General features: G+C 73.2%; 27 protein-coding genes. 10 read left to right on the forward strand and 17 right to left on the reverse strand.

Features of this window, described 5'->3' with window-relative positions; translation table 11 throughout:
• Positions 1 to 7: 7 nt before the first annotated feature.
• The gene (locus ACFOW4_RS06640; protein WP_377525445.1) at positions 8 to 817 is read right to left on the reverse strand and encodes a TrmH family RNA methyltransferase; all 810 of its coding nucleotides are present in this window, start codon (positions 815 to 817) and stop codon (positions 8 to 10) included.
• Positions 818 to 948: 131 nt separating this feature from the next.
• Between ACFOW4_RS06640 and ACFOW4_RS06645 the strand changes: the two genes are divergently transcribed.
• On the forward strand, positions 949 to 2,796 hold the full coding sequence (locus ACFOW4_RS06645) for a thiamine pyrophosphate-requiring protein (protein ID WP_377525447.1): 1,848 nt from the start codon (positions 949 to 951) through the stop codon (positions 2,794 to 2,796).
• Between the two features lie 35 nt (positions 2,797 to 2,831).
• On the opposite strand, the gene ACFOW4_RS06650 is transcribed toward ACFOW4_RS06645, so the two are convergent.
• On the reverse strand, positions 2,832 to 3,395 hold the full coding sequence (locus ACFOW4_RS06650) for a dihydrofolate reductase family protein (RefSeq protein ID WP_377525448.1): 564 nt from the start codon (positions 3,393 to 3,395) through the stop codon (positions 2,832 to 2,834).
• A 257-nt stretch (positions 3,396 to 3,652) separates the two neighbouring features.
• On the opposite strand from ACFOW4_RS06650, the gene ACFOW4_RS06655 reads away from it, so the two are divergent.
• The gene (locus ACFOW4_RS06655) at positions 3,653 to 4,165 is read left to right on the forward strand and encodes a hypothetical protein (RefSeq protein ID WP_377525450.1); all 513 of its coding nucleotides are present in this window, start codon (positions 3,653 to 3,655) and stop codon (positions 4,163 to 4,165) included.
• Between the two features lie 49 nt (positions 4,166 to 4,214).
• Here the strand turns inward: ACFOW4_RS06655 and ACFOW4_RS06660 are convergent, their stop codons facing one another.
• Positions 4,215 to 4,403, reverse strand: a complete 189-nt coding sequence (locus ACFOW4_RS06660; protein ID WP_377525451.1) for a DUF397 domain-containing protein — start codon at positions 4,401 to 4,403, stop codon at positions 4,215 to 4,217.
• Positions 4,394 to 5,185, reverse strand: coding sequence for a helix-turn-helix domain-containing protein (locus ACFOW4_RS06665; RefSeq protein WP_377525504.1), 792 nt, complete (start codon positions 5,183 to 5,185; stop codon positions 4,394 to 4,396). The genes ACFOW4_RS06660 and ACFOW4_RS06665 overlap by 10 nt, the downstream gene beginning before the upstream one ends.
• 169 nt (positions 5,186 to 5,354) lie before the next feature.
• Here ACFOW4_RS06665 and ACFOW4_RS06670 point away from each other — a divergent pair, with 169 nt between their 5' ends.
• Entirely contained in the window at positions 5,355 to 5,699 is a 345-nt protein-coding gene (locus ACFOW4_RS06670; protein WP_377525506.1) for a hypothetical protein, read from the forward strand.
• Between the two features lie 6 nt (positions 5,700 to 5,705).
• On the opposite strand, the gene ACFOW4_RS06675 is transcribed toward ACFOW4_RS06670, so the two are convergent.
• The 4 genes from ACFOW4_RS06675 to ACFOW4_RS06690 form a co-directional block, all read right to left on the reverse strand.
• A complete protein-coding gene (locus ACFOW4_RS06675) occupies positions 5,706 to 7,904 on the reverse strand; it encodes a transglycosylase domain-containing protein (RefSeq protein WP_377525453.1) in 2,199 nt (732 codons plus the stop codon).
• Between the two features lie 137 nt (positions 7,905 to 8,041).
• Positions 8,042 to 8,809 (reverse strand): hypothetical protein, encoded by a 768-nt coding sequence (locus ACFOW4_RS06680; RefSeq protein WP_377525454.1) that lies wholly within the window; start codon positions 8,807 to 8,809, stop codon positions 8,042 to 8,044.
• 151 nt (positions 8,810 to 8,960) lie between these two features.
• Positions 8,961 to 10,067 (reverse strand): SPFH domain-containing protein, encoded by a 1,107-nt coding sequence (locus tag ACFOW4_RS06685; RefSeq protein ID WP_377525455.1) that lies wholly within the window; start codon positions 10,065 to 10,067, stop codon positions 8,961 to 8,963.
• 5 nt (positions 10,068 to 10,072) lie between these two features.
• Positions 10,073 to 10,546 carry an NfeD family protein gene (locus ACFOW4_RS06690; RefSeq protein ID WP_377525457.1) on the reverse strand — a complete coding sequence of 158 codons (474 nt, stop codon included), beginning with the start codon at positions 10,544 to 10,546 and terminating at the stop codon, positions 10,073 to 10,075.
• A gap of 120 nt (positions 10,547 to 10,666) precedes the next feature.
• On the opposite strand from ACFOW4_RS06690, the gene ACFOW4_RS06695 reads away from it, so the two are divergent.
• The gene (locus ACFOW4_RS06695) at positions 10,667 to 11,974 is read left to right on the forward strand and encodes a serine hydrolase domain-containing protein (protein ID WP_377525458.1); all 1,308 of its coding nucleotides are present in this window, start codon (positions 10,667 to 10,669) and stop codon (positions 11,972 to 11,974) included.
• Between the two features lie 27 nt (positions 11,975 to 12,001).
• Here ACFOW4_RS06695 and ACFOW4_RS06700 read toward each other — a convergent pair whose 3' ends face one another.
• Together ACFOW4_RS06700 and ACFOW4_RS06705 are read right to left on the reverse strand one after the other, a co-directional pair.
• Positions 12,002 to 12,820 (reverse strand): DUF3097 domain-containing protein, encoded by an 819-nt coding sequence (locus ACFOW4_RS06700; protein WP_377525461.1) that lies wholly within the window; start codon positions 12,818 to 12,820, stop codon positions 12,002 to 12,004.
• Between the two features lie 462 nt (positions 12,821 to 13,282).
• A complete protein-coding gene (locus tag ACFOW4_RS06705) occupies positions 13,283 to 13,408 on the reverse strand; it encodes a hypothetical protein (RefSeq protein WP_377525462.1) in 126 nt (41 codons plus the stop codon).
• Between the two features lie 233 nt (positions 13,409 to 13,641).
• Here ACFOW4_RS06705 and ACFOW4_RS06710 point away from each other — a divergent pair, with 233 nt between their 5' ends.
• Together ACFOW4_RS06710 and ACFOW4_RS06715 are read left to right on the forward strand one after the other, a co-directional pair.
• Positions 13,642 to 14,436, forward strand: coding sequence for a hypothetical protein (locus ACFOW4_RS06710; protein WP_377525464.1), 795 nt, complete (start codon positions 13,642 to 13,644; stop codon positions 14,434 to 14,436).
• Positions 14,437 to 14,500: 64 nt separating this feature from the next.
• Positions 14,501 to 15,232 carry a class I SAM-dependent methyltransferase gene (locus ACFOW4_RS06715; protein WP_377525465.1) on the forward strand — a complete coding sequence of 244 codons (732 nt, stop codon included), beginning with the start codon at positions 14,501 to 14,503 and terminating at the stop codon, positions 15,230 to 15,232.
• 73 nt (positions 15,233 to 15,305) lie between these two features.
• Here the strand turns inward: ACFOW4_RS06715 and ACFOW4_RS06720 are convergent, their stop codons facing one another.
• From ACFOW4_RS06720 to fabG, 4 genes are all read right to left on the reverse strand, one after another.
• A complete protein-coding gene (locus tag ACFOW4_RS06720) occupies positions 15,306 to 16,085 on the reverse strand; it encodes an HAD-IIA family hydrolase (RefSeq protein WP_377525467.1) in 780 nt (259 codons plus the stop codon).
• The gene (locus ACFOW4_RS06725; protein WP_377525468.1) at positions 16,078 to 17,130 is read right to left on the reverse strand and encodes a ferrochelatase; all 1,053 of its coding nucleotides are present in this window, start codon (positions 17,128 to 17,130) and stop codon (positions 16,078 to 16,080) included. Before ACFOW4_RS06725 ends, ACFOW4_RS06720 begins: the two co-directional genes overlap by 8 nt.
• A 126-nt stretch (positions 17,131 to 17,256) precedes the next feature.
• A complete protein-coding gene (gene fabI / locus ACFOW4_RS06730) occupies positions 17,257 to 18,024 on the reverse strand; it encodes an enoyl-ACP reductase FabI (protein WP_377525469.1) in 768 nt (255 codons plus the stop codon).
• 37 nt (positions 18,025 to 18,061) lie between these two features.
• Positions 18,062 to 18,766: a 3-oxoacyl-ACP reductase FabG gene (gene fabG / locus ACFOW4_RS06735; RefSeq protein WP_377525471.1), complete on the reverse strand. Its 705-nt coding sequence runs from the start codon at positions 18,764 to 18,766 to the stop codon at positions 18,062 to 18,064.
• Positions 18,767 to 18,922: 156 nt separating this feature from the next.
• Here fabG and ACFOW4_RS06740 point away from each other — a divergent pair, with 156 nt between their 5' ends.
• The 4 genes from ACFOW4_RS06740 (at position 18,923) to ACFOW4_RS06755 (ending at position 22,963) form a co-directional block, all read left to right on the forward strand.
• Positions 18,923 to 20,152 (forward strand): sensor histidine kinase, encoded by a 1,230-nt coding sequence (locus ACFOW4_RS06740; RefSeq protein ID WP_377525472.1) that lies wholly within the window; start codon positions 18,923 to 18,925, stop codon positions 20,150 to 20,152.
• Entirely contained in the window at positions 20,149 to 20,811 is a 663-nt protein-coding gene (locus ACFOW4_RS06745) for a response regulator (RefSeq protein ID WP_377525475.1), read from the forward strand. The genes ACFOW4_RS06740 and ACFOW4_RS06745 overlap by 4 nt, the downstream gene beginning before the upstream one ends.
• Before the next feature lie 98 nt (positions 20,812 to 20,909).
• Entirely contained in the window at positions 20,910 to 21,851 is a 942-nt protein-coding gene (locus ACFOW4_RS06750; RefSeq protein WP_377525476.1) for an alpha/beta hydrolase, read from the forward strand.
• Positions 21,848 to 22,963 carry an acyltransferase family protein gene (locus ACFOW4_RS06755; protein WP_377525478.1) on the forward strand — a complete coding sequence of 372 codons (1,116 nt, stop codon included), beginning with the start codon at positions 21,848 to 21,850 and terminating at the stop codon, positions 22,961 to 22,963. Before ACFOW4_RS06750 ends, ACFOW4_RS06755 begins: the two co-directional genes overlap by 4 nt.
• A gap of 461 nt (positions 22,964 to 23,424) precedes the next feature.
• Here the strand turns inward: ACFOW4_RS06755 and ACFOW4_RS06760 are convergent, their stop codons facing one another.
• From ACFOW4_RS06760 to ACFOW4_RS06770, 3 genes are read right to left on the reverse strand one after another with little or no spacing between them, the layout of a single operon-like run.
• The gene (locus ACFOW4_RS06760) at positions 23,425 to 24,375 is read right to left on the reverse strand and encodes a VWA domain-containing protein (protein WP_377525479.1); all 951 of its coding nucleotides are present in this window, start codon (positions 24,373 to 24,375) and stop codon (positions 23,425 to 23,427) included.
• Positions 24,372 to 25,376: a DUF58 domain-containing protein gene (locus ACFOW4_RS06765; RefSeq protein WP_377525508.1), complete on the reverse strand. Its 1,005-nt coding sequence runs from the start codon at positions 25,374 to 25,376 to the stop codon at positions 24,372 to 24,374. Before ACFOW4_RS06765 ends, ACFOW4_RS06760 begins: the two co-directional genes overlap by 4 nt.
• A complete protein-coding gene (locus ACFOW4_RS06770) occupies positions 25,355 to 26,464 on the reverse strand; it encodes an AAA family ATPase (RefSeq protein WP_377525481.1) in 1,110 nt (369 codons plus the stop codon). Before ACFOW4_RS06770 ends, ACFOW4_RS06765 begins: the two co-directional genes overlap by 22 nt.
• Positions 26,465 to 26,506: the final 42 nt, after the last annotated feature.

Genomic DNA, 26,506 nt, shown 5'->3' on the forward strand with positions numbered 1-26,506 from the left:
CGTCGTCTCACAGCGGGTCGTCGCGCCCCAGTTCCCAGAACGCCACGGCCGCCGCGGCGGCCACGTTCAGCGAGTCCACCCCGCGCCGCATCGGCAGGCGTACCCGGACGTCGCTGGCGCTCTGCGCCGCCCCGGTCAGGCCGGCCCCCTCGGCGCCGAAGAGCAGCGCCGCCCGGGCCCGCTGCGCCGGGGCAAGCCGCTGGATCGGCAGCGCGTCCGGCGCCGGAGTCAGCGCCAGCACGGTTAAGCCGGCCGCGCGGACCTGGTCCAGGCCGCCCGGCCAGGGCTCCAGCTTCGCGTACGGAATGGCGAACACCTCGCCCATGCTGACCCGGACGCTGCGCCGGTAGAGCGGGTCGGCGCAGGTCGGCGAGAGCAGCACGGCGTCGATGCCGAGCGCGGCGGCGCCCCGGAAGATCGCGCCCAGGTTGGTGTGGTTGTTGACGTCCTCCAGGATCACGATGCGGCGCGCGGTGGTGAGCACCTCGGCGGCCGTCGGCAGAGGCCGGCGTCGGAACGACGCCAGCACTCCCCGGTGTACGTGGAATCCGGTGGCCCGTTCCAGCACGTCCGGGGTGGCCGCGTAGACCGGTGCGTCGCCGGTGTCCAGGTCGGCGAGCTGGTCGACCCGCTTGGCGTCGACCAGGTACGACCGGGCCGGGTAGCCGGCGCGCAGCGCCCGGCGCAGCACCAGCTCTCCCTCGGCGATGAACAGGCCGTGCGGCGGTTCCCAGCGGGTGCGCAGCTCGACGTCGGTCAGCGCGCGGTAGTCGGCGATCCGGTCGTCGTCGGGGTCGGTGATCTGGTGGACGGGCACCCGACGATTCTGCCGGACGTACCGCCGGCCCCTCCCGGCCCGGTCCGGCCGCCGCCCGACGTGGTGTTTTGTCCGAAAAAGAACGGGAATGGCGGCGCGGAGCATCGGACCGGACGGGAAGGACCAGCCAGGTGACCGCAGACCGCACCGCGCCGGGCGAACCGGGCGCGCTGCCCCGGCACGCCACCGTCGCGGACCACATCGTCGCCCGCCTGTTCAGCTGGAGTGTGCACCGCTACTTCGGCTATCCCGGTGACGGCATCAACGGGCTCACCTCGGCACTGCAGCGCACCAACGAGCGGGCCCAGTTCATCCAGGTCCGGCACGAGGAGACCGCCGGCTTCGCCGCCTCGGCGCACGTCAAGTACGGCGGCGGACCGCTGGGCTGCGCGTTGGTCACCAGCGGGCCGGGCGCCATCCACCTGCTCAACGGTCTCTACGACGCCAAGCTGGACCACCAACCGGTGATCGCTCTGGTCGGGCACACGGCGGTGACCGCCGAGGGCGGCGGCTACTACCAGGAGGTCGACCTGCTCGCCCTCTACAAGGACGTCGCCGCGGCGTTCCTGGCCCAGCTCGACCACCCGGCGCAGGTACGACACCTGGTCGACCGGGCCTGCCGCACCGCGCTGGCCCGGCGTACCGTCACCGCCCTGGTCCTCCCCCTGGACCTCCAGGACGAGCCGGCCGTTCCCGACCCGCCGCACGCGCACGGTTACTACCAGACCAGCAACGTGCCCAGCACCATGACCACCGTGCCGCCCGAGGCGGACGTGCGCCGGGCCGCCGACGTGCTGCGCGGCGGGCAGCGGGTGGCGATGCTGGTCGGGCAGGGCGCGATCGGCGCGGAGCAGGAGGTCCGCGAGATCGCCGAGCGCCTCGGGGCGGGGGTGGCGACCGCGCTGCTCGGCTTCACCACCGTCGACCATCGCGAACCCTGGGTGACCGGTGCGATCGGTCTGCTCGGCACCCGGCCCAGCTGGCACCTGATGAACGGTTGCGACCGGTTGCTGATCGTCGGCAGCAACATGCCGTACTCCGAGTTCTACCCACCGGCGGGACAGGCCCGCGCGGTGCAGATCGACGTGGACGGCACACAGCTCGGGCTGCGCTACCCGACCGAGGTGAACCTGACCGGCGACGCCGGCCCCACCCTGCGGGCGCTGCTGCGCGAGCTGGGCCCGGGCCCCGGGCCGACCGCCTGGCGGGTGGAGGTCGCCGAGGAGACCTCGGCGTGGCGGCGGACGCAGCGGGACCTGGCCGAGCAGGCCGCCGACCCGGTGAACCCGCAACTGCTGTTCCACACGCTCAACGAGCGGTTGCCCGACGACGTGATGATCTCGGTGGACTGCGGCACCTCGACCGCCTGGTACGCCCGGCACCTCCAGGTCCGGCCGGGGATGCTGGCCAGCCTCTCCGGCACTCTGCTGTCCATGGGCGGCGCGATGCCGTACGCGCTGGGCGCCAAGTTCGCCCACCCGGACCGCCCGCTGGTCGCACTGATCGGCGACGGTGCGATGCAGATGAACGGTGTCAACGAGCTGATCACGGTGGCCAAGTACTGGCGCAGTTGGGCGGACCCGCGGTTCGTGGTGCTGGTGCTCAACAACCGGGACCTGGCGTTCGTCAGCTGGGAGCAGCGCACCAGCGAGGGGACGCCGATGTTCCCGGACAGCCAGCAACTGCCGGACATCGGCTACCACCAGTGGGCGCAGGTGCTCGGGCTGCACGGCGAGCTGGTCGACTCGCCCGACCAGGTGCCCGGCGTCTGGGACCGGGCCCTCGCCGCCGACCGGCCCGTGGTGATCAACGCGCTGGTGGATCCGGCCGAGCTGATGCTGCCCCCGCACTTCACCCTGGAGCAGGCGCGCAACACCGCGGCGGCGGTGCTGCGCGGCGACACCGACTGGGCCGGCATCATCCGGCGGGGCCTGCCCGCCACCATCAGCAGCTACCGGCCGCGGCGCCGGCAGGGCTGACCCGGTGGCGGGCCCCGCCGGCGGCCCGGTCACCGTCAGCTCTCGCGGTGGAAGCGCAGCAGCACCGAGCGGGAGTCGAAGGTCCGCGTCTCCGCCAGCCGCAGGTCGAACCGGTCCTTGGCGAAGAAGACCGGCTTGCCGCCGCCGAGCACCACCGGGTGCACCACCAGGTGGTACTCGTCGATCAGGCCCAGCTCGGTCAGCGACCCGGCGAGGTTCGAACCGCCGGTGAGCAGCAGGTCCTTGCCCGGCTCCCGCTTGAGCGCGGCGATCTCCCCGGCCAGGTCACCGCCACCAACGACCCGGGCGTTCCAGCCCGCCTCGGTGAGCGTCCGGGACACCACGATCTTGGGCTTCGCCCGCCAGATCGGCGCGAACCGCAGGTCGTGCGGGTCGTCGGACATCGACTCGGCCTGCGGCCAGTAGTAGGACATCAGCTCCCAGACCTTGCGTCCGTAGACGAACGCGTCGGCCCGGTCGTTCAACCCGAAGGAGTACGCGGACAGCTCCGGCCCCATCACCGGCCAGTCGAACTCGCCGTTCGGCCCCTCGATGAAACCGTCGACCGACTGGTGCACGTAGTAGACGACCTTGCGCATGACCCTGCTCCTCGCGGTGCCGAAGCGCCCCCGTCGGGCGCTCTCGCCAGGTGGTCGGAGCCGCATCCCGTCATCCGACACCGTCCGCGAACTTTTCCGGGGAATTTCCCGGCCGGCTGGCCAATCTAAGATCGGCCATGCACATCCCGACCCCGAAGACGGACGGCACAGCAGCCTTGGAGGCGGCTTTCCCGCAGCGTCTGCGTGACGACGTGCGGAAGGCGTTGGCGGTCATGCCGCCGACACAGAGTCCGCCGGTGTCGCCGTTCCGTGTGCTGGTCGATGGCGAGCCCGTGTCGATCCCCTATCGGATCTACTCCGACGAGCCGTCGGTTGCCGCACAGACGGCGCTGACTGCCACCCAGCGTGCGGTCCTGGACTGCCTGTACACGCGGCACCACGACGGCCGGGTCCGGCAGCGGCGGCTGGAGCAGGTCATCGCCCTGATCCAACCGTGGGTGGCACCGTTCGTGGTGCGGTTGGTGGGCGAATACGTGGACGACATCCTGTTGGTCATCCAACGGGCGCTCGCCCCGGAACTGGCCGTTCCCCACAGCCCCACGGCCGCCGTCTACGGGCGATTCGCCGCCGAGAACCCGGCCTTCGTGGCGCTGACCGGCCAGCAGGTCGCCAGCTACTGGGACTGTTACCACCGGCGGCGCTACCCCACGCTCACCGACTATCCCGGCTACGCCCTGATGGCAGCGCTGCGTGCGACGGCGGCCCGGCACGGCGCCTCGAACGTTGACGACACCACCCGCACCGCTTGAGCAGCGCTGCTGGCGCTGACTCGTCAGAGGTACCGGGGCACTGCCCAGCTCAGCGCTGGCGCGCGAAGCTGACGAAGGCCCGCCACGCGGATGGGTCGAAGGTGAGTGTGCCGCCCGAGCGGTCCTTGCTGTCGCGGACCAGCACCACCCCGGGCAGATTCTCCGCGACCTCCACGCAGGAGCCGCCGTTGCCGCCGGACCGGCTCGACTTGCGCCAGTGGGCACCCGTCAGGTCCATGTCTTCGCCACTTCCTTGATCAGATCGAGTGACTGCCGCCGGGAGAGTGCTTCGTTCCGCACGATCTCCCAGGTGCCCGACAGCCTAGCAACGTCGGCCGCCTGCTCCACGATCTGCGCGGTGAGCTGGTTGTCGGCGTGCGCCACCCGTTCGCCGTCGGGCAGCTCGGCGATGATGAACTGACCGGCCATGCCCAGGTACATCCCGGTGTCAGCCGGCACGACCTGCACCTGCACGTGGTCCAGCTCGGCCAGTTCCACGAGCTTGGCGAGCTGGGCGGCCATCAACCCCGGCCGGTCGACCGGCCGGCGGATCACGGCCTCGTCGAACACCGCCACGAACTGCGGGGGCTTCGACCGGATCAGGATCGCCTGACGTTCGAGGCGTGACGCGACGGCCTGGTCGATCTCCTCGGCGGTGAACCGCCCACCGGCCAGTGTGGCCCGCGCGTAGTCCTCCGTCTGCAGGAGCCCGGGGACATACAGCGGCTCGTACCAGCGGAGGAGGACGGCTTCGCGTTCGAATTCGATCCACTCGCGCAGCCAGACCGGGGCGGCGTCGTCCTTGACCAGGTCGGCCCAGAGCCGCACGAAGAGCCCGCCGGTGTCCAGTGCCCGGTCCACGGCGGCGAGGTAGTCCTCGCGGGGTGGGCGGGTGCCCAGCTCGACTGCGCTGACCTGCTTGCCGGAGAAGTGCGCCCGTTCGCCCAGCTCGTCCTGGGTGAGCCCGGCCAGGGTGCGCTGCCGGCGCAGCTCGCGGACCAGGAACTCCGAGGCCGACACGCTCACCGGCTCTCCACCTCCTCTACGGCCGGCGGGGTCGGCTCCGGGGCACTCTCGGGTGCCGGTCCGGGCCTCCCCGCCCACCTGCGGAAGCTTCCGAGCGTAGTGCCGCCATCACCAGACTGTGAAGCGCACCGCAACCCCGTGGAGAGGAGACCTGGTGAACCCGATGGACCCGTGCGAGGAGACAGGCCGGCGTGACGAGGCTGCCCGCGTACCCCCGGGTGGGGGCCGGCCGTCGGCGGCCGGCGACCTGCCGGCGTGGCTGGCGCCGCACCGGCCGTTGCAGCCGCTCTGGGTGTGCGCCGGCTGCGGCGATCCGTGGCCGTGCGCGGTGGCCCGGCTGCTGCTGCGGGCGCGGTACGAGCCGGACCGGGTGCCGCTCTACATCCTGCTGGCCGGTGTGTTCGCCAAGGCGGCGCGGGACCTCTACACGCTGAACCCCTACGACACCCCGCGCCCGCAGGCCCTGTTCACCCGCTTCGTCGACTGGGCCGACCCGCGCTTCCGCTGACCGGGGTCAGCCGCGGCGGTCCAGCCAGCGCTGGAGCCTGGTCAGCGGGTCTTCCCGGGTCTGGCGCCGGTCCGGTACGACCGGGGCGCGCTCGACCGGGCGGCGGGGTTCGCCGGCCAGCTCGCGGCTGGGGGCGGTGAACGCCTTCTCCGGCTGGCCCTTGACGGCGGTGGCGATGACCCGGGCGACCGCGTCGATCACCTTGGTCTGCACGGCCGAACCCACCGAGTCGGTCGGGTCGTCGGGGTTGGCGGCGATGCCGGCCACCGCCACCTGCGGGGTGAAGCCGACGAAGGTCTCCGTGGCGTTCTCCTCCGAGCTACCGGTCTTGCCGGCCACCGGGCGGCCGTCGAGGATGCCGTTCACCCCGGTGGCGGTGCCGCCGTTGCACTGCCCGTACGGCGACTGCTGGCCGACCGGGCAGCGGGCCGCGTCGGTGGCGGCGCGGGCCACGTCGGCGTCCAGTACGCGCTTGCAGGCGGGCTGGCCGACCGGCACCTTCTCGCCGTTCGCGGCGCTCACCGACACCACCGGCTGCGGAGTGCAGTAGGTGCCCTCGGCGGCCACCGTGGCGTACGCGTTGGCCAGGTCCAGCGGGGTGGTGGCGGCCACGCCGAGGGTGAACGAGCCCCAGTTGGCGGCGTTGTCCTTGGCGAAGGCGGCGTCCGAGTCGGCCCGGAAGGTGATGCCCAGCCGCTGCGCCATCTGCACCACCTTGTCCTGGCCGACCTGCTCGGCCAGCCAGACGAAGTAGGTGTTCACGGAACGGCCGAAGCCGTCCCACATCATCCGGTAGCCGTCCATCCACTCCGGGTTGGCGTTGGCCGGGCACCACTTGCCGTCGCAGCTGCCCGGGCCCTCGGCGGCGTAGCGGGTGGGCAGCTTGGCCGGCGCGTCGAAGCCGGTGGAGAGGGTACGGCCCGACTCCAGCGCGGCGAGCATGGTGAACAGCTTGAACGTCGAGCCGGCCTGGTACCCGTCGACGCTGGCGCCGCCGGAGATCAGCGGGTTGACGGTGTTCGGGTAGTTGGACTGCCCGGCCGGGTTGTCGGCCAGGCTGTAGTGCCGGTTGACGGCCATCGCGAGCACCCGCCCGGTGCCCGGCTCGACGGCGGCGATCGGCAGGGCGCGCTTGTTGTCGTATCCGTAGACCTTGGTGGCCTGCTGCTGCGCGGTGGCCTGGACCTGCGGGTCAAGTGAGGTGATCACGGTGTAGCCGCCCGCGCGCAGCGCCTGCTCGCGCTCCGCCACGGTGGCCCCGAAGGCCGGCTGGGCCAGCCACCACTGGCGCAGATAGTCGCAGAAGTAACCCCAGTCGTCGTGGCCCTGCGCGACCGAGATGCAGCCGTTGGGCTGCGCGGTGGGGTGCAGGGCCAGCGGCTCCGCCTTGGCCTGCGCGCCCTGGGCGGCCGTGATCGCCCCGGTCGCCACCATCGAGTCCAGCACGTACGACCGGCGCTCCAACGCGGCGGCGGAGTCCCCGTCGATCGGGCTGTACGCGTCGGGTGACTGCACCAGCCCGGCGAGCAGGGCCGCCTCGGCCAGGGTGAGCTGCGCGGGGGCCTTGCCGAAGTAGCGCTGGCTGGCCGCCGCGACGCCGTACGCGCCGGAGCCGAAGTAGGCGATGTTCAGGTACCGGCCCAGGATCTCGTCCTTGCCGAGGCTCTGCTCCAGCGCGCTCGCGTACCGGATCTCCTGGAGCTTGCGCCCGACGGTCTGGTCGGTGGCGGCGGCGCGCTCCTCGGGGGTGCGGGTCGGGTCGGTCTTGAGCACGTTGCGGACGTACTGCATGGTCAGCGTCGAGCCGCCCTGCTCGGTGCCGCCGCCCTTGACGTTCGCCACCAGCGCGCGGGCCAATCCGCGCAGGTCAGCGCCGCCGTGCGAGTAGAACCGCCGGTCCTCCGCCGCGACGATCGCCTGCCGCATCACCGGGGCGACCTCGGACAGCGCCACGTCGGTGCGGTTCACGTCGTAGAACGTGGTGATCAACGTCTTGCCGTCGTTGGCGTAGAGGTACGAGCGCTGCGGGGTGGCCGGCGTGCGCAGCGCGGCGGGCAGCGCCGCGTACGTCCCGATCGCGGAGCGCGCGGCGAACCCGAGCAGCAGGTTGCCCGGCAGCGCGGCCAAGGCCAGGGCGAGCCCGGCCAGCAAGCCGGCGAGCAGCACGGTGAACAGCCGCGACAGCGGCGAGCGGGGGGCGGCCATGGTCCCCAGGATTGCCACGAAAGCCGCCAACCGACCACCCCCGGAGCCGGATTGTCAGCAACTTCACGGCCCCCCACCAGCACTTCCCCACCGTGCGCCCCGGTCTGCCTCGTCCCGGCCCTCTGCCGTCGGGTGGGTCAGGGCGCTGGGGTGGCCAGGCTGGCGCTGGCGGCATCGCGGGCGGTTTCGCGGGGCATCAGGCGTCCCGAGCGGTAGCCGATGCCGATGCCGGCGATCAGCACGAAGATCGCGCCGAAGGTCTGCAACGAGCCGATCAGCGCGCCGCCGAGGCCGAGCAGCGGCGCGGCGATGATCAGCATGACTCCGTCGCCGAGACTGAAGGCGCCGGAGCGGGCCACCGCCCACCCGGTGAGGAACCAGCCCACGCTGTAGCAGGTGGCGCCGACCAGGACCAGCGAGCGCGCGGTGGTGCCGAAGACCGGGGTCTGCTCGGCCAGACCGGCGAAGGGCAGCATGAGCACGGTACCGGCGATGCTGACCAGCAGCCCGGCGGCGGCCACCCGGCGACTGCGGGTCGCGGCCAGCAGGCCGGTGAGTGCCAGCAGCGCCAGCAGACCGAGCCAGACCGCGGCCACCCAACCGATCAGGTAGACCGCCTGGCCGTCGGCCGGGTACGGGTCGTTGCCCACTCCACCGTCGCTGGCCATCGCCACCGCGCCGTACAGGAGGGCGTACGCGGGCAGCAGCCACACCGCAGCCCGGGCGAACCGGCGGATCGACCAGGCCCAACTGGCGTTGGTGGCTGGCCCGGCCGGGGCCGGGTCGCCGACGAACGGCAGTACGCCGAACCCTCCACCGCTGCGCCGGGAGCCCAGCGGGCCGGCCGGGTCGTGCGCGCCGGGCACCGGGGCCGAGGACCAAATCCGATTCGCCGGATCCTTCATGCGTCACCTCGCTCGTCTGCGAGCGGTGCTCGACGCGCCGGGGCGCCCCGATTGCCTGGTCACCACCCGTCCTAGGACCGATCGTGGCAGGCACCGGAGCGCCCCATGAGTCTTTCTCGCATTTAGCCGGCCGGGTGGCCGGTGCGCTGGATCAGCCGCGTTCGCGCTGGTCGGCCGGGTCGTTCACCAGGCTCTCCGGGGAAACCGGCTCCGGCGCCGGCAGCCCCGCCGGCTTCGTGCCGCCGGTGGCCTGCGCCTCGGCGACGCGTACCTCGTCGTGGATCTGCTGGGCCGCGGCCGCCGCAGCCCGGGCGGCCTCCGCGGCCTCGCGCTCCACCTGGCTGGCGTGGTCGGCCGCCTCCGGCGCGGGCAGGTCGCCCACCATCTGGCTCAACCCGCCGAGCGCGCCGCCCATCCCCTCCAGGGCCTTGGTCAACTCGGCCGGGACGATCCAGACCTTGTTGGCGCTGCCCTGGGCGATCTGCGGCAGGGCCTGCAGGTACTGGTAGGCGAGCACCTTCTGGCTCGGGTTGGCCTGGTGGATCGCGTCGAAGACGGTGCGGATGGCCTTGGCCTGACCCTCGGCCTGCAGGATCCGGGCCTGCCGGTCACCGTCGGCGCGCAGCACCGCGGACTGCTTCTCGCCCTCGGCGGTGAGGATCTGCGACTGCTTGTGGCCCTCGGCCGTGAGGATCGCCGCCCGCCGGTCCCGCTCGGCGCGCATCTGCTTCTCCATCGAGTCGCGGATGCTGGCCGGCGGCTCGATCGCCTTGATCTCGACCCGGGTCACCTTGATGCCCCAGCGGCCGGTGGTCTCGTCCAGCACCCCGGAGAGGTGGCGGTTGATCTCGTCCCGGCTGGTCAACGCCCGCTCCAGATCCAGGGAACCGATCACGTTACGCAGCGTCGTGACGGTCAGCTGCTCGATGGCCTGGAGGAAGCTCGAAATCTCGTACGTCGCCCGGACCGCGTCGACCACCTTGAAGTAGAGGACCGTGTCGATCGAGACGACCAGGTTGTCGGAGGTGATCACCGGCTGCGGCGGGAAGCTCACCACCTGCTCCCGCATGTCGACCTTGGTACGCACCGCGTCGATGAACGGCACCAGCAGGTTGAGGCCGGGGTTGAGGGTGCGCTTGTACTTGCCGAGCCGTTCGACCACGTCCTGGCGCTGCTGCGGCACGATCCGCACCGCCTTGGCCAGCGTCACCACGGCGATCAACGCCACCGCGAGCACCAGCACGCCTATGACCGTCATTACGTTCACCCTCTCGCTTCCGGCAGCTCGCCGGCGGAAGAAATGTCGTCCTGCCAGACCAGGGCGGTCGCACCCCGGACCTTAATCACCCGCACCCGTTGACCAGGCTCGAAGGACTGCGTCACGTCGTACGGCCGGGCGCTCCACAGCTCACCGTCGATCTTGACGAGGCCGTGCTCGGCGTCCACCCGCTCCAGCACCAGTGCCGTGGAGCCCTCGATGGCCTCCACGCCGAACGGCTGCTCGCCGCTCTCCAACGCCGTGCGCTGGTGCCGCCGGATCACCGGCCGCACCACCACCAGGCTGAGCGCCGACACCACCGCGAAGACCAGCGCCTGCACCGCCGCCGGCGCACCGAGCGCGGCGGCTCCGGCGGCGGCGAACGCGCCGGCCGCGAACATGATCAGGAAAAGCGTCGTCGTGAAGATCTCGGCGACCGCCAGCAGCACACCCAACACGATCCACACCACGGGGTCCACCCTTCAATCGTGACACGACAATGCACGCGCGGCTGTCCCGTGATCATCAGTAGGCTCGGCGGCACCCGCCGGCCCCGCCACCGGCGGTCCGGTCCCGGCCGCCCGAGCGAGGAGAGCCCGTTGTCCCTGCTGCCCGAAACCGCCCGCCAGGTCGACCTCCTGATCGCGCAGGCACAGTCCACCGGCCGCGTCCCGTCGCTGGTCATGGGGGTGATCCGCGACGGCGCGCTGACGCACCTGGCCACCGCCGGGGAGCACTCGCGCCCGCACGCCGACCTGCAGTACCGGCTCGGTTCGATCAGCAAGACGATGACGGCCAGCCTGGTCCTGCAGTTGCGCGACGCCGGCCGGCTGGCCCTGGACGACCCGCTGGAGCGGCACCTGCCCGACACCGGCGTCGGCACGCTCACCCTGCGCCAGCTACTCGGGCACGCCAGCGGCATGCAGCGCGAACCCGAGGGCGAGTGGTGGGAGCGGACCGAGGGCGTCGACCTGGGCACCCTGCTGACCGGGGTGTCCGCCAGCAAGATCGCCTACCCGCCGCACGCCGGCTACCACTACTCGAACCTGGCGTACGGGCTGCTCGGCGGGATGCTCGAACGACTCACCGGCACGAGCTGGGCAGATCTGCTCGCCGAGCGGATCCTCGCCCCGCTGGGGATGCGCCGCACCACGTACGCGGCCGCCGAGCCGTTCGCCCGCGGCTACGTCGTCCACCCGTGGCACGGCACGCTGCGCGAGGAACCGCGCACCGACACCGGCGCGATGGCCCCGGCCGGGCAGCTCTGGTCGACGATCGAGGACCTCGGTCGATGGGCGGCGTTCCTCGCCGATCCGGACCCGTCGGTGCTCGCCGCCGAGACGCTGACCGAGATGTGCGCGCCCGTGGTGATCAGCGACCTGGACTCCTGGACCGGCGGCCACGGCCTCGGGCTGGAGCTGTACCGCGACGGCGAGCGGGTGTACGTCGGGCACGGCGGCTCGATGCCCGGGTACGTCGCCGCACTCGCGGTGCACCGGCCCAGCCGCACCGCCGTGGTCGGCTTCGCCAACTCGTACGGCTTCGCGATCGGCGGGCTCGGCCAACGGCTGCTGACCACCGTGCTGGACGCCGAGCCGGCATTCCCACAGCCCTGGCGGCCGACCGCCGCTCCCCCGCCCAGCGGGATCACCGAGATCAGCGGCCGTTGGTGGTGGATGGGGACCCCGCTCGACGTGGCCCGCGACACCGCCGCCGGCGACCTGGTGGTCCACCTGCGCGGCGAGCGGGTGAGCCGGTTCAGCCCCGAGGGGCCGGACCGCTGGCGGGGTCGCTCCGGCCCCGAGAACGGCGAGATCCTGTCGGTGTTGCGCGACGGGACCGGACGGGCGGTCGCACTCGACATCGCCACCTTCGTCTTCACCCGTACCCCCGACGAGGCCCCCTGACCGCTCGCCCCCGTCCCGGCCCCGACCTCAGCCACCCACCGGCTCGGTGACGAAGTCGATCAGCCGTTCCATGGCGTTGATCAGCGGAGTCTCCACGTCGGCGAAGCTGTTCACCCGGGACAGGATGTGCCGCCACATGTCGGCCGGCTCCGCCACGCCGAGGGCCGCGCAGACCCCCTCCTTCCACGGGCGCCCCGGTGGCACCACCGGCCACGCCGCTATGCCCAGCGCCGCCGGCTTGACCGCCTGCCAGACATCCACGTACGGGTGCCCGGTCACCAGCACGTACGGCGAGTTGACCCGGGCCACGATCCGGCTCTCCTTGCTGCCTGGCACCAGGTGGTCGACCAGCACGCCGAGCCGCCGGGTCGGGCCGGGTGCGAAGTCACGCACCTCGGCGTCCAGGGCGTCGATGCCGTCCAGCGGCTCCACCACCACGCCCTCGATGCGCAGGTCATCGCCCCAGATCCGCTCGACCAGGGCGGCGTCGTGGATGCCCTCCACCCAGATCCGGCTGGCCTTGGCCACCTGCGCCCGGACGTTGTCCACCGCCACCGAGCCGGACGCGGTGCGCCGGCGGGCGGCCGGCACCGGCGCGCGGGTCGGGCGGCGCAGCGTCACGGGCTGGCCGTCGAGCAGGAACGCCGCCGGCAGCAGCGGGAAGTTGCGCCGCCGACCGTGGCGGTCCTCGAGCACGACCGCACCGGACTCGAAGCCCACCACGGCGCCGCAGAAACCGGAGTCGGCGTCCTCGACCACCAGGTCGGGCTCGGCGTCCACCTCCGGGGTGACCTTCCGCCGCCGCCAGTCGCCCGCCAACACGTCATCGCCGTATCGCCGCCCCATGTCGATCAAAGTAACCGCCGTGTCCCTCACCGACACCCACCGACACACCGCCCTCACCAGCACCACGGGAGGTGTGGTGCCTACGGTCTGGCCGCCCTGCCAGCACCAGGCCAGGAGGAACCGGTCGATCAGGTCGTGCGAAGCATCCGTCGGGCGAGCGTCGCGATGAGGCCCGCCAGCACGGTGGCCAGGACCTCGACGGTGATCTTGACGAGAATTGCGCTCATGTTGCTCTACCTTTCGCGTGGAATTGCACCGGTCCAGCGAAAGGTAGAGGTGGCTGGCGAACGGGAGGTGTACGGACGGCGATCGTTGCGCGCCGGCAAGGCGCCGTACGCGAAGCGCCCGCATCCCGGTCGGGGTGCGGGCGCTTCGCCGTAGGTTTGCCGCGTGTCGTGGTGTCTGAACCAACCCGCGCCGTTCGGGCGACTGGCGGGGTGTCGTCGCGGCCTGGTCACGCTCTCACTGGAAACGCCTGCCGGGCCTTCTCGCCTTGGTCGGCGTGGTCGTCACGGTGTTGCTGCCGCGGCGTCGGGCCATGATCGTCCGGGCCTTCTTCTTCAACCCCGTCAAGATTGTGCCCCTCATCGCGGGCTCCCTCCTCGAACGTCGGATCAACCGTGGCGATGCTCGCGTACCCGATGGGACAGGCGTCATTCCCGCCGGAACCGGCTCCCCACGCCGCACAGCCAGGACGAAACCCCGACCACCGAGGTGTCGGGGCTCCGTCATGCGACGGTCAAAGCGCGCTGACCGGGGCAGAGCGCGCGGCCGGAGCGGCAGTCGAGACAGGGCCGGCGGTGACCACGTACCCTTTCGGCATGTCCACCCCCACAGCGGGCGCGGCCACACTGACGCCGCGCCGGTCGAGCCGGTTCGTCGCCTGGGTGCGCGCGTGGCGCGCCGGGCTGGTGCCCTACGACGAGGTGGCCGACGCCATCGCCGGTGACGAGGAGCACCTGGTGGCCGACGCCCCCGGCACCTGGACCGACGTCCCGCTGGGTGCCGCGCTGCCCACCCTGGCCAAGCTCTCCCCGGACGAGATCCGCCTGGTGCTGCCCGCACCCGGCGATCCGCGCGGGCTGCCCGGCCCCGGCGACTTCGCCGGCGCCGCGCTGGTCGCCGGTGAGGCGGTGGTGGCCGGTGGGCTGGGGCTGATCCCGCAGGTCCGCGAGCACACGTCCGGCTCCGGGGACACCTTCGAGACGGTGCTCTGGCGGGTCTACCCGCTGCCGGCCAACGCGCCGGCCGCCTCCCTCGTGCTGCCCGGCGCCGCCGAGGCGGAGGCCGAACTGGCCGCCGCGCTCGCCGAGACCACCGCCGCGCTGACCCGACTGGACGTCGCCCAGTGGCGACCCGAGCTGGCCGGTGCGCTGGCGGCGCTCCGCCGCCCGGACGGCGCCACCGACCTGCCGCCCGGCTTCGACCCACGCGCGCGCCGGCTCTTCGCCCGCGCCGCCGTACTGGACCGGGTGCTCGCGCTGGCCGGTCACGCCGCGCCGGGTGGTGCCATCAACAACTACGAGGCGCAGCAGCGCGACGCAGCGCTGCGCCCGCTCACCACCGCCTGCCGGCAGGCGCTGGTCGCCGCCTGCAACGCCCCGCTGCGCGCCTGACCCTGGTCCACGAGCGTCACCGGAGGGCTTGTCGCCTGTCCGCCGTGCCGGTTGGATCATCGACATGACTCGCATCGCGTACGACGCAGCGGACGCGGAAGCGTTCGAGGCGACCCGCCACCTCAACGACGACGGACTGAGCGCATGGCGAACCGCCCTGACGCGGCACCTCGACCCGCACCCGGGCGCGCGAATTCTCGACCTGGGTGCCGGCACCGGCAGTTGGGCTCGGAGCTTCACCACCTGGTTCCCTGGCGTCCAGGTCGTCGCGGTGGAGCCGTCCGAAGCGATGCGCGCCCGCTCGGTGTTCCACCCCGTCCTGGCTGGCGACGCCGCGCACATCCCGCTGCACGACGCCAGCGTCGACGCGGCCTGGATCTCGACGGTCATCCACCACGTGCCCGACTTGAACGCCGCCGCCCACGAGGTGCGGCGGGTGCTCCGCCCCGGCGCACCCGTGCTGATCCGCTCCGCGTTCGCCGGCCGACACCACGCGATAACCCTGTTCCGCTACTTCCCGGAAGCCATCCGCGTGCTCGACACCTACCCCGGCGTCGCTGACGTCGAAGCCGCGTTCGCCACCGCGGGCTTCGTCGCGACGAGTCTGGAACAGGTCCCCCAGGTGACCGCCGCGTCGCTTCAGCAGGCCGCCACGACGCTGCGCCGCCAGGCGCACACGCCGCTACAGCTGATCACCGACGACGAGTACGCCCTCGGGCTGACGCGGCTACGCGCGGCGGCGAAGACCCGATCCGGTCCCGTGATCGACGCCCTCGACCTTCTTGTGCTGCGCTGACCGCCGCCGGATCCGCGCCCGTGTTGGCCGACTTCCTGCGGACACCTGCCGACTGCGGATCGTGAGCGACGGGTCAGATCTCGTCGAGCAGGTCGGCGATGGAGTTGATGATGCGGGACGGGCGGTACGGGTAGCGTTCCGCCTCGGCACGGCTGCTGATGCCGGTGAGCACCAGGATGGTCTCCAGCCCGGCCTCCAGGCCGCAGAGGATGTCGGTGTCCATCCGGTCGCCGATCATCGCGGTGCTCTCCGAGTGCGCCTCGATGGTGTTCAACGCCGAGCGCATCATCATCGGGTTGGGCTTGCCGACGAAGTACGGCTCCACCCCGGTCGCCTTGGAGATCATGGCGGCCACCGAACCGGCCGCGGGCAGGGCGCCCTCCACCGACGGGCCGGTCACGTCCGGGTTGGTGCAGATGAACCGGGACCCGCCGTCGATCAGCCGGATGGCCTTGGTGATCGCCTCGAAGCTGTAGGTGCGGGTCTCCCCCAGCACCACGTAGTCGGGGGCGTAGTCGGTGAGCACGTAGCCGACCGCGTGCAGCGCCGTGGTGAGCCCGGCCTCCCCGATCACGTACGCGGTGCCGCCCGGCCGCTGGTCGCCGAGGAACTGGGCGGTGGCCAGCGCCGACGACCAGATCGCCTCCTCCGGCACGTCCAGCCCCATCCGGTGGAGCCGGGCCGTCAGGTCGCGCGGCGTGTAGATCGAGTTGTTGGTCAGCACCAGGAACGGCTTGCCCGAGGAACGTAGCCGCTTGATGAACTCCGGCGCGCCGGGCACCGGCTGGCCCTCGTGCACGAGCACACCGTCCATGTCGGTCAGCCAGCTCTGCACGGGCTTGCGGTCATGCATCGGTGCCTCCGGGGGGCGTCGGGCGGCGGGCGGGCACGCAGCACACGGTGGGGCAGCTGTCCCACATCGGCAGCTCACCCAGGCGGCGGCGCAACCGCGCGCCGTCCGGGTCGATCCGCTCGGTGACCAGCTCGCGGACCATCGTGACGAAACGCGGGTCGGTGCCGGGGGTACCGGCGCGGACGAAGTCCAGGCCGAGCTGCTTGGCGGTCTCCAGCGCCTCGGTGTCGAGGTCCCAGACCACCTCCAGGTGGTCCGAGACGAACCCGATCGGGCTGACCACCACGCTGGTGGTGCCGGCCGCCGCCAGGGTGGCGAGATGGTCGTTGATGTCCGGCTCCAGCCACGGCACCTGCGGCGGACCGGAGCGGCTCTGCCAGACCAGGTCGTACGGCAGGTCGGGTGCGGCGGCCGCGGCCACCAGCCGGGCGGTCTCGTGCAGTTGCGCCTCGTACCGGCCGCCGTGCGGGCCGGCGTTGGCCGCCATCGAGCTGGGGATGGAGTGGGCGGTGAAGACCAGCCGGGTGGTGTCACGCCGGGCCGGGTCGAGCTGACCCAGCGCGGCCCGCACCGCGTCGACGTGCGGCTCGACGAAGCCGGGGTGGTCCCAGAACTGGCGCAGCTTCTCGATCACCGGGGCGTCCGCGCCCACGGCGGCGCGGGCCGCCGCGATGTCCTCCTGGTACTGCCGGCAGGACGAGTAGCCGCCGTACGCGCTGGTGACGAAGGCCAGCGCCCGGGTGACGCCGTCGTCGCGCATCCGGGTCACGGTGTCGGCGAGCAGCGGGTCCCAGTTGCGGTTGCCCCAGTAGACGGGCAGATCGAGGCCGTTGGCGGCGAAGTCGGCGCGGATCGCGGCGAGCAGGTCGCGGCACTGCTGGTTGATCGGCGACACCCCACCGAAGTGCAGGTAGTGCTCGGCGACCTCGGCCAGCCGCTCGGCCGGCACGCCCCGGCCCCGCGTGACGTTCTGCAGGAACGGCATCACGTCCTCGGGCCGCTCCGGGCCGCCGAAGGACACCAGCACCACCGCGTCGTACGACATGGGTCCCATTCTTGCCGGTCGCCCCGGACGCTCCGGCGACGCCCCCTGGACCCAGTTCAGGCCGCGGTTGTTAGGAGGGGCCCCCTGCCCTACACCAGGCGTTAACAGGGGGCCCTTCCTTACACGTCAGGCGCCGATGGCGTGGTAGCCGCCGTCGACGTGCACGATCTCGCCGGTGGTGGCCGGGAACCAGTCCGACAGCAGCGCCAGGCAGGCCCGGGCGGCCGGCTCCTGGTCGGTGAGGCTCCAGCCCAGCGGGGCGCGCTCGGTCCAGGCGTCCTCGAACTGGTCAAAGCCGGGGATCGACTTGGCGGCGATGGTCCGCAGCGGGCCGGCGGCGACGAGGTTGCTGCGGATGCCCTGCTTGCCCAGGTGCAGCGCCAGGTAGCGGGACGCCGACTCCAGGCCGGCCTTCGCCACGCCCATCCAGTCGTAGACCGGCCACGCCTTCGTGGCGTCGAAGGTCAGGCCGACCACCGCGCCGCCGGCGGACATCAGCGGCAGCGCCGCCATGGCCAGCGACTTGTACGAGTACGTGGAGACGTGCAGCGCGGTGGCCACGTCCTCCCAGGGAGCGTCGAGGAAGCCACCGCCGAGGCAGCTCTGCGGGGCGAAGCCGATCGAGTGCACGACCCCGTCGAGCCCGTCGACGTGTTCGCGCACCTTGTCGGCCAGCCCGGCGAGCTGCTCCGGGGAGGTGACGTCCAGCTCGATCACCGGCGCGGGCTCGGGCAGCCGCTTGGCGATCCGCTCGACCAGGGAGAGCCGGCCGAAGCCGGTGAGCACGACCTGCGCACCGTTCTCCTGGGCGAGCTTCGCCACCGAGAAGGCGATCGAGGCGTCGGTGATGACACCGGTGACGAGCAGCCGCTTACCGGCGAGCAGTCCGGACATGCAGGGGTTCCTCCGTACCTTGTCTGAGAAGCGCTGGTCAGTGGCCCATGCCGAGGCCGCCGTCGACCGGGATCACGGCGCCGGAGATGTAACCGGCGGTGTCCCCGGCCAGCCAGGTGACCACGGCGGCGACCTCGTCCGGGCTGGCCATCCGACCGGCCGGGATGGACTTGCGGATCTCCGCCTTGCGGTCCTCGGGCAGCACGGCGGTCATGTCCGTGTCGATGAAACCGGGCGCCACCACGTTCGCGGTGATGTTGCGGCTGCCCAGCTCGCGGGTGATCGAGCGGGCCACGCCGACCAGCCCGGCCTTGCTGGCGGCGTAGTTGACCTGGCCGGCGCCGCCGGAGAGACCCACCACCGAGGAGATGAAGATCATGCGGCCCCACCTGGCCCGGAGCATCTTCCCGGAGGCCCGCTTGGCGACCCGGAACGCGCCGGTGAGGTTGGTATCCACGACGCCGGTGAACTGCTCCTCGGACATCCGCAGCAGCAGCGTGTCGTCGGTGATCCCGGCGTTGGCGACCAGCACCTCGACCGGCCCCAGCTCGGCCTCCACCGCCGTGAACGCGGCGTCGATGGAGGCGGCGTCGGTGACGTCGGCGCGTACGCCGAACAGGCCCTCGGGTGCTTCGCCGCTGCGGTGGGTGACGGCCACCCGGTCGCCCTGCTTGGCGAAGGCCTGCGCGATGGCCAGGCCGATCCCCCGATTGCCGCCGGTCACCAGCACGGTGCGGGCCACGGTTCCCCCTTGCGAGTCGTCAGCACGGACGCGTCGGAGCCTAGGCGTTACCGGCAGGTAAGCGCTAACGGGAGCCGGGTCACACCGGGGTACGACGGGCGGGATCAGACCCTGGTGGCATGCCCTGGGCGGGGCCCGGCCCGTAGCCTCCCGGTGGTGAACCGGCGACCGATCAACGTGGCGTGGCGGGCTCTGCGGCAGACGGTGTCCGGCCCGGACACTCCGCCCACCCGACCGCTGCTGGCCCGGTGGCCCCGACTGGCTCCATACGCCGCCCCGGTCGGGCTGCTGGCCGCGCTCGGCCTGTTCGCCATCACGCTGGCCGTCGAGAACGAACGCCGGCTGGCGCCGCCGATCGCGGTGTTGTTCGCGGCGCTGACCGTGGCGCCGCTGCTCGCGCTGCCCCGCCGCCCGCTGCTGGCCTGGCGGCTGACCATGCTGGCGCTGCTGGTGTGCACGTTCAACGCGCCGGACGACGTGCCCTGGCCGTGGACGCCGCCGCTGGCGCTCGGCGCGATCGCGGTCCTCGCGGTGGTGGCCGCGCGGGTGGACCGGCCGGTGCTGATCTGGGTGGCGGCACTCTCGGCGGTGCCGGTGCTGACCCTGGTCCGTGCCGAAAACCGGGGCGCCACGCTGGTGGCGGTGGGGGTGCTGGCCATCCTCGGTGACCTGGTGCGGCGCAACCAGCTGTCGCGGCGCGCTCTGGTCGCGCAGACCGAGGTGAGCGAGCGGGAGCAGGAGCGCCGCGCGGTGCTGGAGGAGCGCACCCGCATCGCCCGCGAGCTGCACGACGTGGTGGCTCACCACATGTCGCTGATCGCGGTGCAGGCCGAGACCGCGCCGTACCGGCTCACCGACGTGCCGGCCGGGACGGCGGCGGAGTTCACGGCCATCGCCGGGTCGGCCCGCGACGCGCTGACCGACATGCGGCGGCTACTCGGTGTGCTGCGCAGCGAGTCGACCGGCCCGCAGACCGCGCCGCAGCCCGACCTGGCCGACCTGCCGGCGATGGTGGCGACCGCCGAGCGGGCCGGGCTGCCGGTTCGCCTGGACGCGACGCGGCCCGAGGGGGTCGCCGTGCCCGCGCCGGTCGGGCTGGCCGCGTACCGCATCGTGCAGGAGGGGCTGGCCAACGCGGCCCGCCACGCGGCCGGCGCCGCGGTGCGGGTCACCGTCCGCGCAGGTCCGTCCACGCTGGCGGTACGAATCGAGAACTCCCCGGCCGACGCCCCACCGACCGCCCAGGGCGGCACCGGGCACGGGCTGACCGGCATGCGCGAACGCGCCACCTCGCTGGGCGGTACCTTCACCGCCGGGCCGCTGCCCGACGGGGGTTACGCCGTCGCGGCGGAGCTGCCCTACGACGCGCGGGACGGAGAGCGATGATCCGGGTGCTGATCGCCGACGACCAGGCCATGGTGCGGCAGGGCTTCGGGGCGCTGCTGGCCGCCCAGCCGGATCTGCTCGTGGTGGGCGACGCCGCCGACGGCGCGCAGGCCGTCGCCGAGGCCCGCCGGCTCGACCCGGACGTGGTGCTGATGGACGTGCGGATGCCGGTCCTCGACGGCCTCGCCGCCACCCGCAAGCTGCTCGGCGACCGGTCCGCGGCGCGTCCGAAGGTGCTCATCCTCACCACGTTCGACCTGGACGACTACGTCTACGAGGCGCTGCGCGCCGGGGCCAGCGGCTTCCTGCTCAAGGACGCCCCGGCGGCCGACCTGGTGCAGGCGGTGCGGGTCGTGGCGGCCGGCGACGCGCTGCTCGCCCCGGCGGTCACCCGCCGGCTGATCGCCGAGTTCGCGGCCCGACCGGACCGCCGCCGGCCCCGCCCCACCGACCTGGCCGCGCTGACCCCCCGGGAGACCGAGGTGCTGCGCCTGATCGCCCGGGGCCGCAACAACACCGAGATCGCCGCCGACCTGGTGGTGGCCGAGCAGACCGTGAAGACCCACGTCGGGCGGATCCTGTCCAAGCTCGGACTGCGTGACCGCGCGCAGGCGGTGGTGCTGGCGTACGAGACCGGTCTGGTGGCCGCCGGCGAGTAGCCCCGTGGAGCCAGCCGGAAGACGGCTCCCCGGGACGACGTCCTCGGCCGGCCCGCCCGCGCACTCTGCCTCCGGACGACGTTCCGGAGGGAGAAACGATGCGACGACGACGTGCCAGCCGGCTGGCGCTGGCCGCGCTGCTGGGCGTGAACCTGGTCCTGCCGGCCCGACCCGAGCCGGTCGGGACGGCCGGTCTCGCCGAGGCGTACCCGTTGACCGCGGCGGCGATGCGCGCGGCCGGCGCCCCGTACGCGGACTGGGTGGCCTCCGGCCGACGGTTCCTCGCCTTCGACCCGCGCGGCGACGGCCGGGCGGTCGAGGTGCTCGGCGACCTGGCCGGCGCGGACCGGATCGCGGTGCTGGTGCCCGGTGTGGGCAGCACGCTGGCCGACTTCGACCGGGGGCTGGGCGGGGTGGCCCGCCGGGCGCCCGCGGTGCAGGCCGGTGAGCTGTACCGGGCGCTGACGGTGGCCGACCCGACGGCGCGGGTGGCGGTGCTGGCCTGGCTCGGCTACGACCCGCCCGACGGGGTGCTCACCGCCGTCGGCGCGGCCAGCGCCCGACGCGGTGCGACGGCGCTGAACGCGCTGCTGCGCGAACTGGTCGGGCGTGATCCGTCGGCCACCGTCACCCTGATCGGGCACAGCTACGGCGCGCTGGTGGTGTCACTGGCCGCCGTCAAGGCCCCGCCGCAGGTCACCGACATCGTGAGCCTCGGCGGCGTCGGGGCCGGCGTGCGCGGCGCTCGCGATCTGGGCGGCGGACGCCGGGTCTGGGCGGCCGAGGCGGGCACCGACTGGATCCGCTGGGTGCCGCCGGTGCGGCTGCTGAGCCTGGGGCACGGTCGTCGGCCCGGTGATCCGGCGTTCGGCGCCCGGCCGCTGCCGGTGGCCGGGGTACGGGGGCACGACGCCTACCTGACGCCCGGCTCGGCCACGCTGCCCGCCGTGGCGGCCGTGGTGCTCACCGGCACCACCATCGCGCCGCCCGACGGCCCGGGACTGGCCGCGCCGACCGGCACGCCGGCGGTGACCCGATGAGCCGGGACCGGGCGATCGACGCGCTGCGCGCGTACGCCATCGGTGGGGTGGTGCTCGGGCACTGGTTGGTCACCGGACTGGTGCTGGCCGACGACGGCGGGCTGCACCAGGCCAGCCCGCTGGTCGCGCTGCCCGGCCTGGCCCCGGTGACGTGGGCGTTGCAGACCCTGGGCCTGTTCTTCTTCACCGCGGGGTTCGGCTCGGCCCGATCGGCGGCCCGATATACCGACGGTGCGGGCCGCTGGCTGGCCCACCGGTCGCGTCGGCTGCTGCTGCCCACCCTGGCGCTGCTCGGGGTGGGCGCGGCGGTGCTGCTCGCCGCCACCGTCGCCGGTACCCCGGACGACACCCTGGCCGTCGCGCTGCGGCTGGCGCTCAGTCCGCTGTGGTTCCTGCTGCCGCTGCTGGTGCTGGTGGCGATGACCGGTCCGCTGCGCGCTGCCGTACGCCGCTGGGGTCCGCTGCGCTGCGCGGCGCCGGCGGTGGCCGTGGTGGCGGGGGGCGACCTGGCGATCCGGCTGCTGCCCGCCGGCACGACGGTGCCGCCGGCCACGGTGGCGGTGGCCTGGGCGGTGCCCTACCTGCTGGGCCTGGCGTACGCCGAGGGGCGGCTGGCCGGCCGGCGAGCGGCGACCACCCTGGCGGTGGGTGGGGCCGCCGCGCTGGTCGCGCTGCTGGCGCTGGGCTACCCGGTGAGCGCCGTCGGGGTGCCCGGCGCGGGCCTGTCCAATCTGAATCCGCCGTCGCTACTGGCGGTGGCGCTGGCGGTCACCCAGGTCGGGCTGGGGCTGCTCGCCCGGCCGGTGCTGGCGCGTCTGCTGACCCGCCCGCTGCCGCACGGCGCGGTGGCGGCGGTGAACCGGGACGCGATGCGGATCTACCTGTGGCACCAGCCGGTGCTGGTGGGGGTGACCGCGCTGACCGCCCGCGGCGGCCTGGCCCTGCCCGGCCTGCACACCGCGCCGGACGGCGTGGGCTGGCTGCTCGCCCGGTGCTGGTGGCTGCCACTGCTCGCGATCGTGCTGGTCACGCTGGTCCGGGCGGGGCGCCCGGTCGGCTCACCGCGCAGGCTGGGCCACCGGTCGGCGAGGGTGCCGGCGGGGTCGAACTGACCCGGCGGTGGAGGCACGGTCACCGGGTCGGCCGACTGCGCCGCGCGCTCGGGGCGGGTGTACGATCATCGACGTTCCGGCCCGCCCGACCTCAGGAGGTGATCGCTGTGCGAGATAGCGATCCTCCCAGTCGTGGCCGGGCCGATGGTCAGTCCCGCTGAGCCACGACTCAGTCTGGCGAGCTGACCCAGCTCCGCTCCCCCGCCGCCCCGGCCCGTAGCCGAGGCGAGCGTGCCGCGCCGTCCGATCCGGACGGTCGCCGGGAGCCTCCCGGTCACGACTTCGTGTGCGCGTCCTGCCTACCCCTGCGGTCCGCCCCCGCACGCGGACCGTCCAGCCGCCACCGGAGCCGTCATGAGCCGCTACGTCGCCCCACTGGGCTTCACCCTCGCCGCCGTCTGGGTGGCCGTCGTCTTCGTCCTGGCCGGCGGCGGCCACTGACCGCCGCCGGCGTCACCGCCTCAGAGCATCCGGGACGACCAGAGCAGGCTGAGCGCGCCGGCGCAGAGCGCCAGCAGCAGCGCCACCCCCGCGTACCACTGGGTGATCTCCCGCGGCTCGGTGCGGAACCCGATCGAGCTGCCCATGTCCTGGTAGACCTGCTTCAGCTCGCTCACCGAGGCCGCCTCGTAGAAGTAGCCCTCGGTGGTCTCGGCCAGCTCGGCCAGGGCCAGCCGGTCGACCGGCACCCGCTGGAGCTGCCCGCCGATGTCGACCTGACCCGAGTCGGTGCCGAAGGCGATGGTGGAGACCGGCACGTTGGCCGCCTGCGCGGCCGCCGCCGCCTCCTCCACCGACCGCCCGGAGGTACGGAAGCCGTCGGAGAGCAGCACGATGCGCGCCGGCGGGATGCCCGCCGCGCCGTCGGCCGGCACCGACCGGATCGCCTCCAGGCAGGTGAACACCGCCTCCCCGGTCGCCGTCGCCTCGGCCAGCACCAGCCCGTCGATCGCGCTGGTCACCGCCGCCCGGTCCTTGCCCGGCGGCACCAGCACGTTGGCCGCCTTGGCGAAGGAGACCAGCCCCAGGTTGTAGCTCTCCGGCAGCTCCCCCACGAACTGCTTCGCCGCCTCCTGGGCCGCCTCCAACCGGTTGGGTGCCACGTCGTCGGCCTGCATGGACAGCGACACGTCGATGGCCAGCATCACGGTGGCGCGTTCCAGCGGCTCCTTGGTGTCCATCGCCGGCCGGGCCAGCGCGGTGGCCAGCACCAGCAGGCAGAGCAGGAACGCGGTCGCCGGGACGTGCCGGCGCCAGCCCAGGCCCTTCGGCGCCAGGGTCCGCAACATCTCCACATTGGTGAAGCGCATGGCGTACGAGCGGCGGTGCAGCTGCCGCCAGACGTAGAACGCGGCGAGGGCGAGCACCGGCAGCACGGCCAGCAGCCACCACGGTTGCAGAAAACGGATCATCGTGTCGTCCCCCGGGTGCGGGCGTGCCGCTGCGCGGCCACGAAGCGCACCATGTCCAGCAGCCAGTCTCGGTCGGTACGCAGTCGCAGGTGGGCCGCGCCGGCGCCGCGCAGCGCGGCGGAGATCGCGGCCCGCTGGGCGGCGGCGGCTTCGGCATAGCGCTGCCGCAGCCGCGGGTCGGCCGTCTGCACCTCGTGCAGTTCACCGCTCTCCGGGTCGACCACCGGCAGCACCCCCACGTCGGGCAGCTCCAGCTCGCGCGGGTCGACCACCTCGATCGCCAGCACGTCGTGCCGGACCCGCAGCTTGCGCAGCGGCCGGGCCCACTGCTCGGGCGGCGCGAGGAAGTCGGAGATCACCACGGCCACCCCACGGCGGCGGGGCGGCCGGTTGAGCATCTCGACCAGGGCCCCCAGATCGCCGCGGCCGGGCTGGATCGGCGTGCCGGCCACCGCCCGCAGCAGGCCCTGCGCCTCCTTGCGGCCGGAGCGGGCGGGCAGCCGGGTCAGCGTCCCGGGCCCCGGCGCCGGTGGGCCGGCCCACCAGCGCCGCGACGGCGCGGGTGCGCCACCGCCGGTGCCGATCACCGCGCCGATCCGGTTGCCCCCGCGCACGGTCAGGTGGGTGATCGCCGCCGCGGCGGCCACCACCACCTCCCGCTTCAGCCACCGTCCGGTGCCGAAGTCGAGGCTCGCCGAGAGATCCACCGCCAGCCACGTCTCCAGTTCCCGGTCGGCGACCGTACGCCGGACGTGCGGCGTGGTGGTGCGGGCGGTGACCGGCCAGTCCATCCGGCGTACGTCGTCGCCGGGGCGGTACTCGCGCGACTCCCCCGCCTCGCTGCCGGGCCCCGGCAGCAGCCCCGCGTAGTCGCCCTGGAGCAGGCCGTCGAGCTTGCGGGTGACCATGAGCTGGAGCCGGGACAGCACCGCCTCACTGCGGTCGGCGACTCCGTCGGTGCCACGAGGGGTGGGTGAGGTCACGGCCGCTGCCCGGGCCAGCCCGCACCCGGCGGCGGCGTGCTCGGCGACGGTGAGGCCTGCTGGCGGGGCGCGACCGCCGGCAGCGGGATGGTGGACATCACCCGGTGCACGATGTGGTCGGCCGGCACGTCGTCGGCGAGCGCGTCGTAGCTGAGCACCAGCCGGTGCCGCAGGATGTCCGGCGCGATGTCCTGCACGTCCTGGGGCAGCGCGTAGTCCCGGCCGCGCAGCAGCGCCAGCGCGCGGGTGGCCCGGACCAGGCCGAGCGAGGCGCGCGGGCTGGCACCGTACTGGATCAGCTGGGCGACGTCCGGCATGCCGTGCTCGGCCGGCGCCCGGGTGGCCAGCACCAGCCGGACCGCGTAGTCGACAAGAGCGTTGTGCACGAAGACCTGGTCGGCCTTGCGTTGCAGGGCGACCAGGTCGGGGGTGCTGAACACCGGCGTGGGCTCCGGCGCCGCGACGCCCATCCGGTAGACGATCTCCCGCTCCTCGGCGTCGGTGGGGTAGCCCACCACGATCTTCATGAGGAACCTGTCGCGCTGGGCCTCCGGCAGCGGGTAGACGCCCTCCTGCTCGATCGGGTTCTGGGTGGCCATCACCAGGAACGGGTCCGGCACCCGGTGGCTCTCCCCACCGATGGACACCTGCCGTTCGCTCATCACCTCCAACAGCGCCGACTGCACCTTGGCCGGGGCCCGGTTGATCTCGTCAGCGAGCAGGAAGTTGACGAAGACCGGACCCAGCTCGACGTCGAACTTCTCGCTCGACTGTCGGTAGATGCGAGTGCCCATGATGTCGGCGGGCACCAGGTCGGGGGTGAACTGCACCCGGGCGAAGGAGCCGCCGACCACCCGGGCCAGGGTCTCCACGGCCAGGGTCTTGGCCACCCCCGGTACGCCCTCCAGCAGGCAGTGACCACGGGCGAGCAGCGCGACGAACATCCGCTCCACCATCCGGTCCTGCCCGACGATGACCCGTTTGATCTCGAACAGCGCCCGCTCTAGCAGGGTGGCGTCCTCCGCGGGTGTGGTGATCACCGGCTCGGGTCTCTCCGGGGCCGCCCCGTTCGGCGTCGGGGCGTCGGGCATGGTCGGCTGGGCCACCGGTCCTCCACAGCGTTGGTCGGTCGTCGCGGCTGGTGCGGT

The sequence above is a fragment of the Micromonospora sp. GCM10011542 genome, from assembly GCF_042650685.1.
Lineage (GTDB): Bacteria > Actinomycetota > Actinomycetes > Mycobacteriales > Micromonosporaceae > Micromonospora.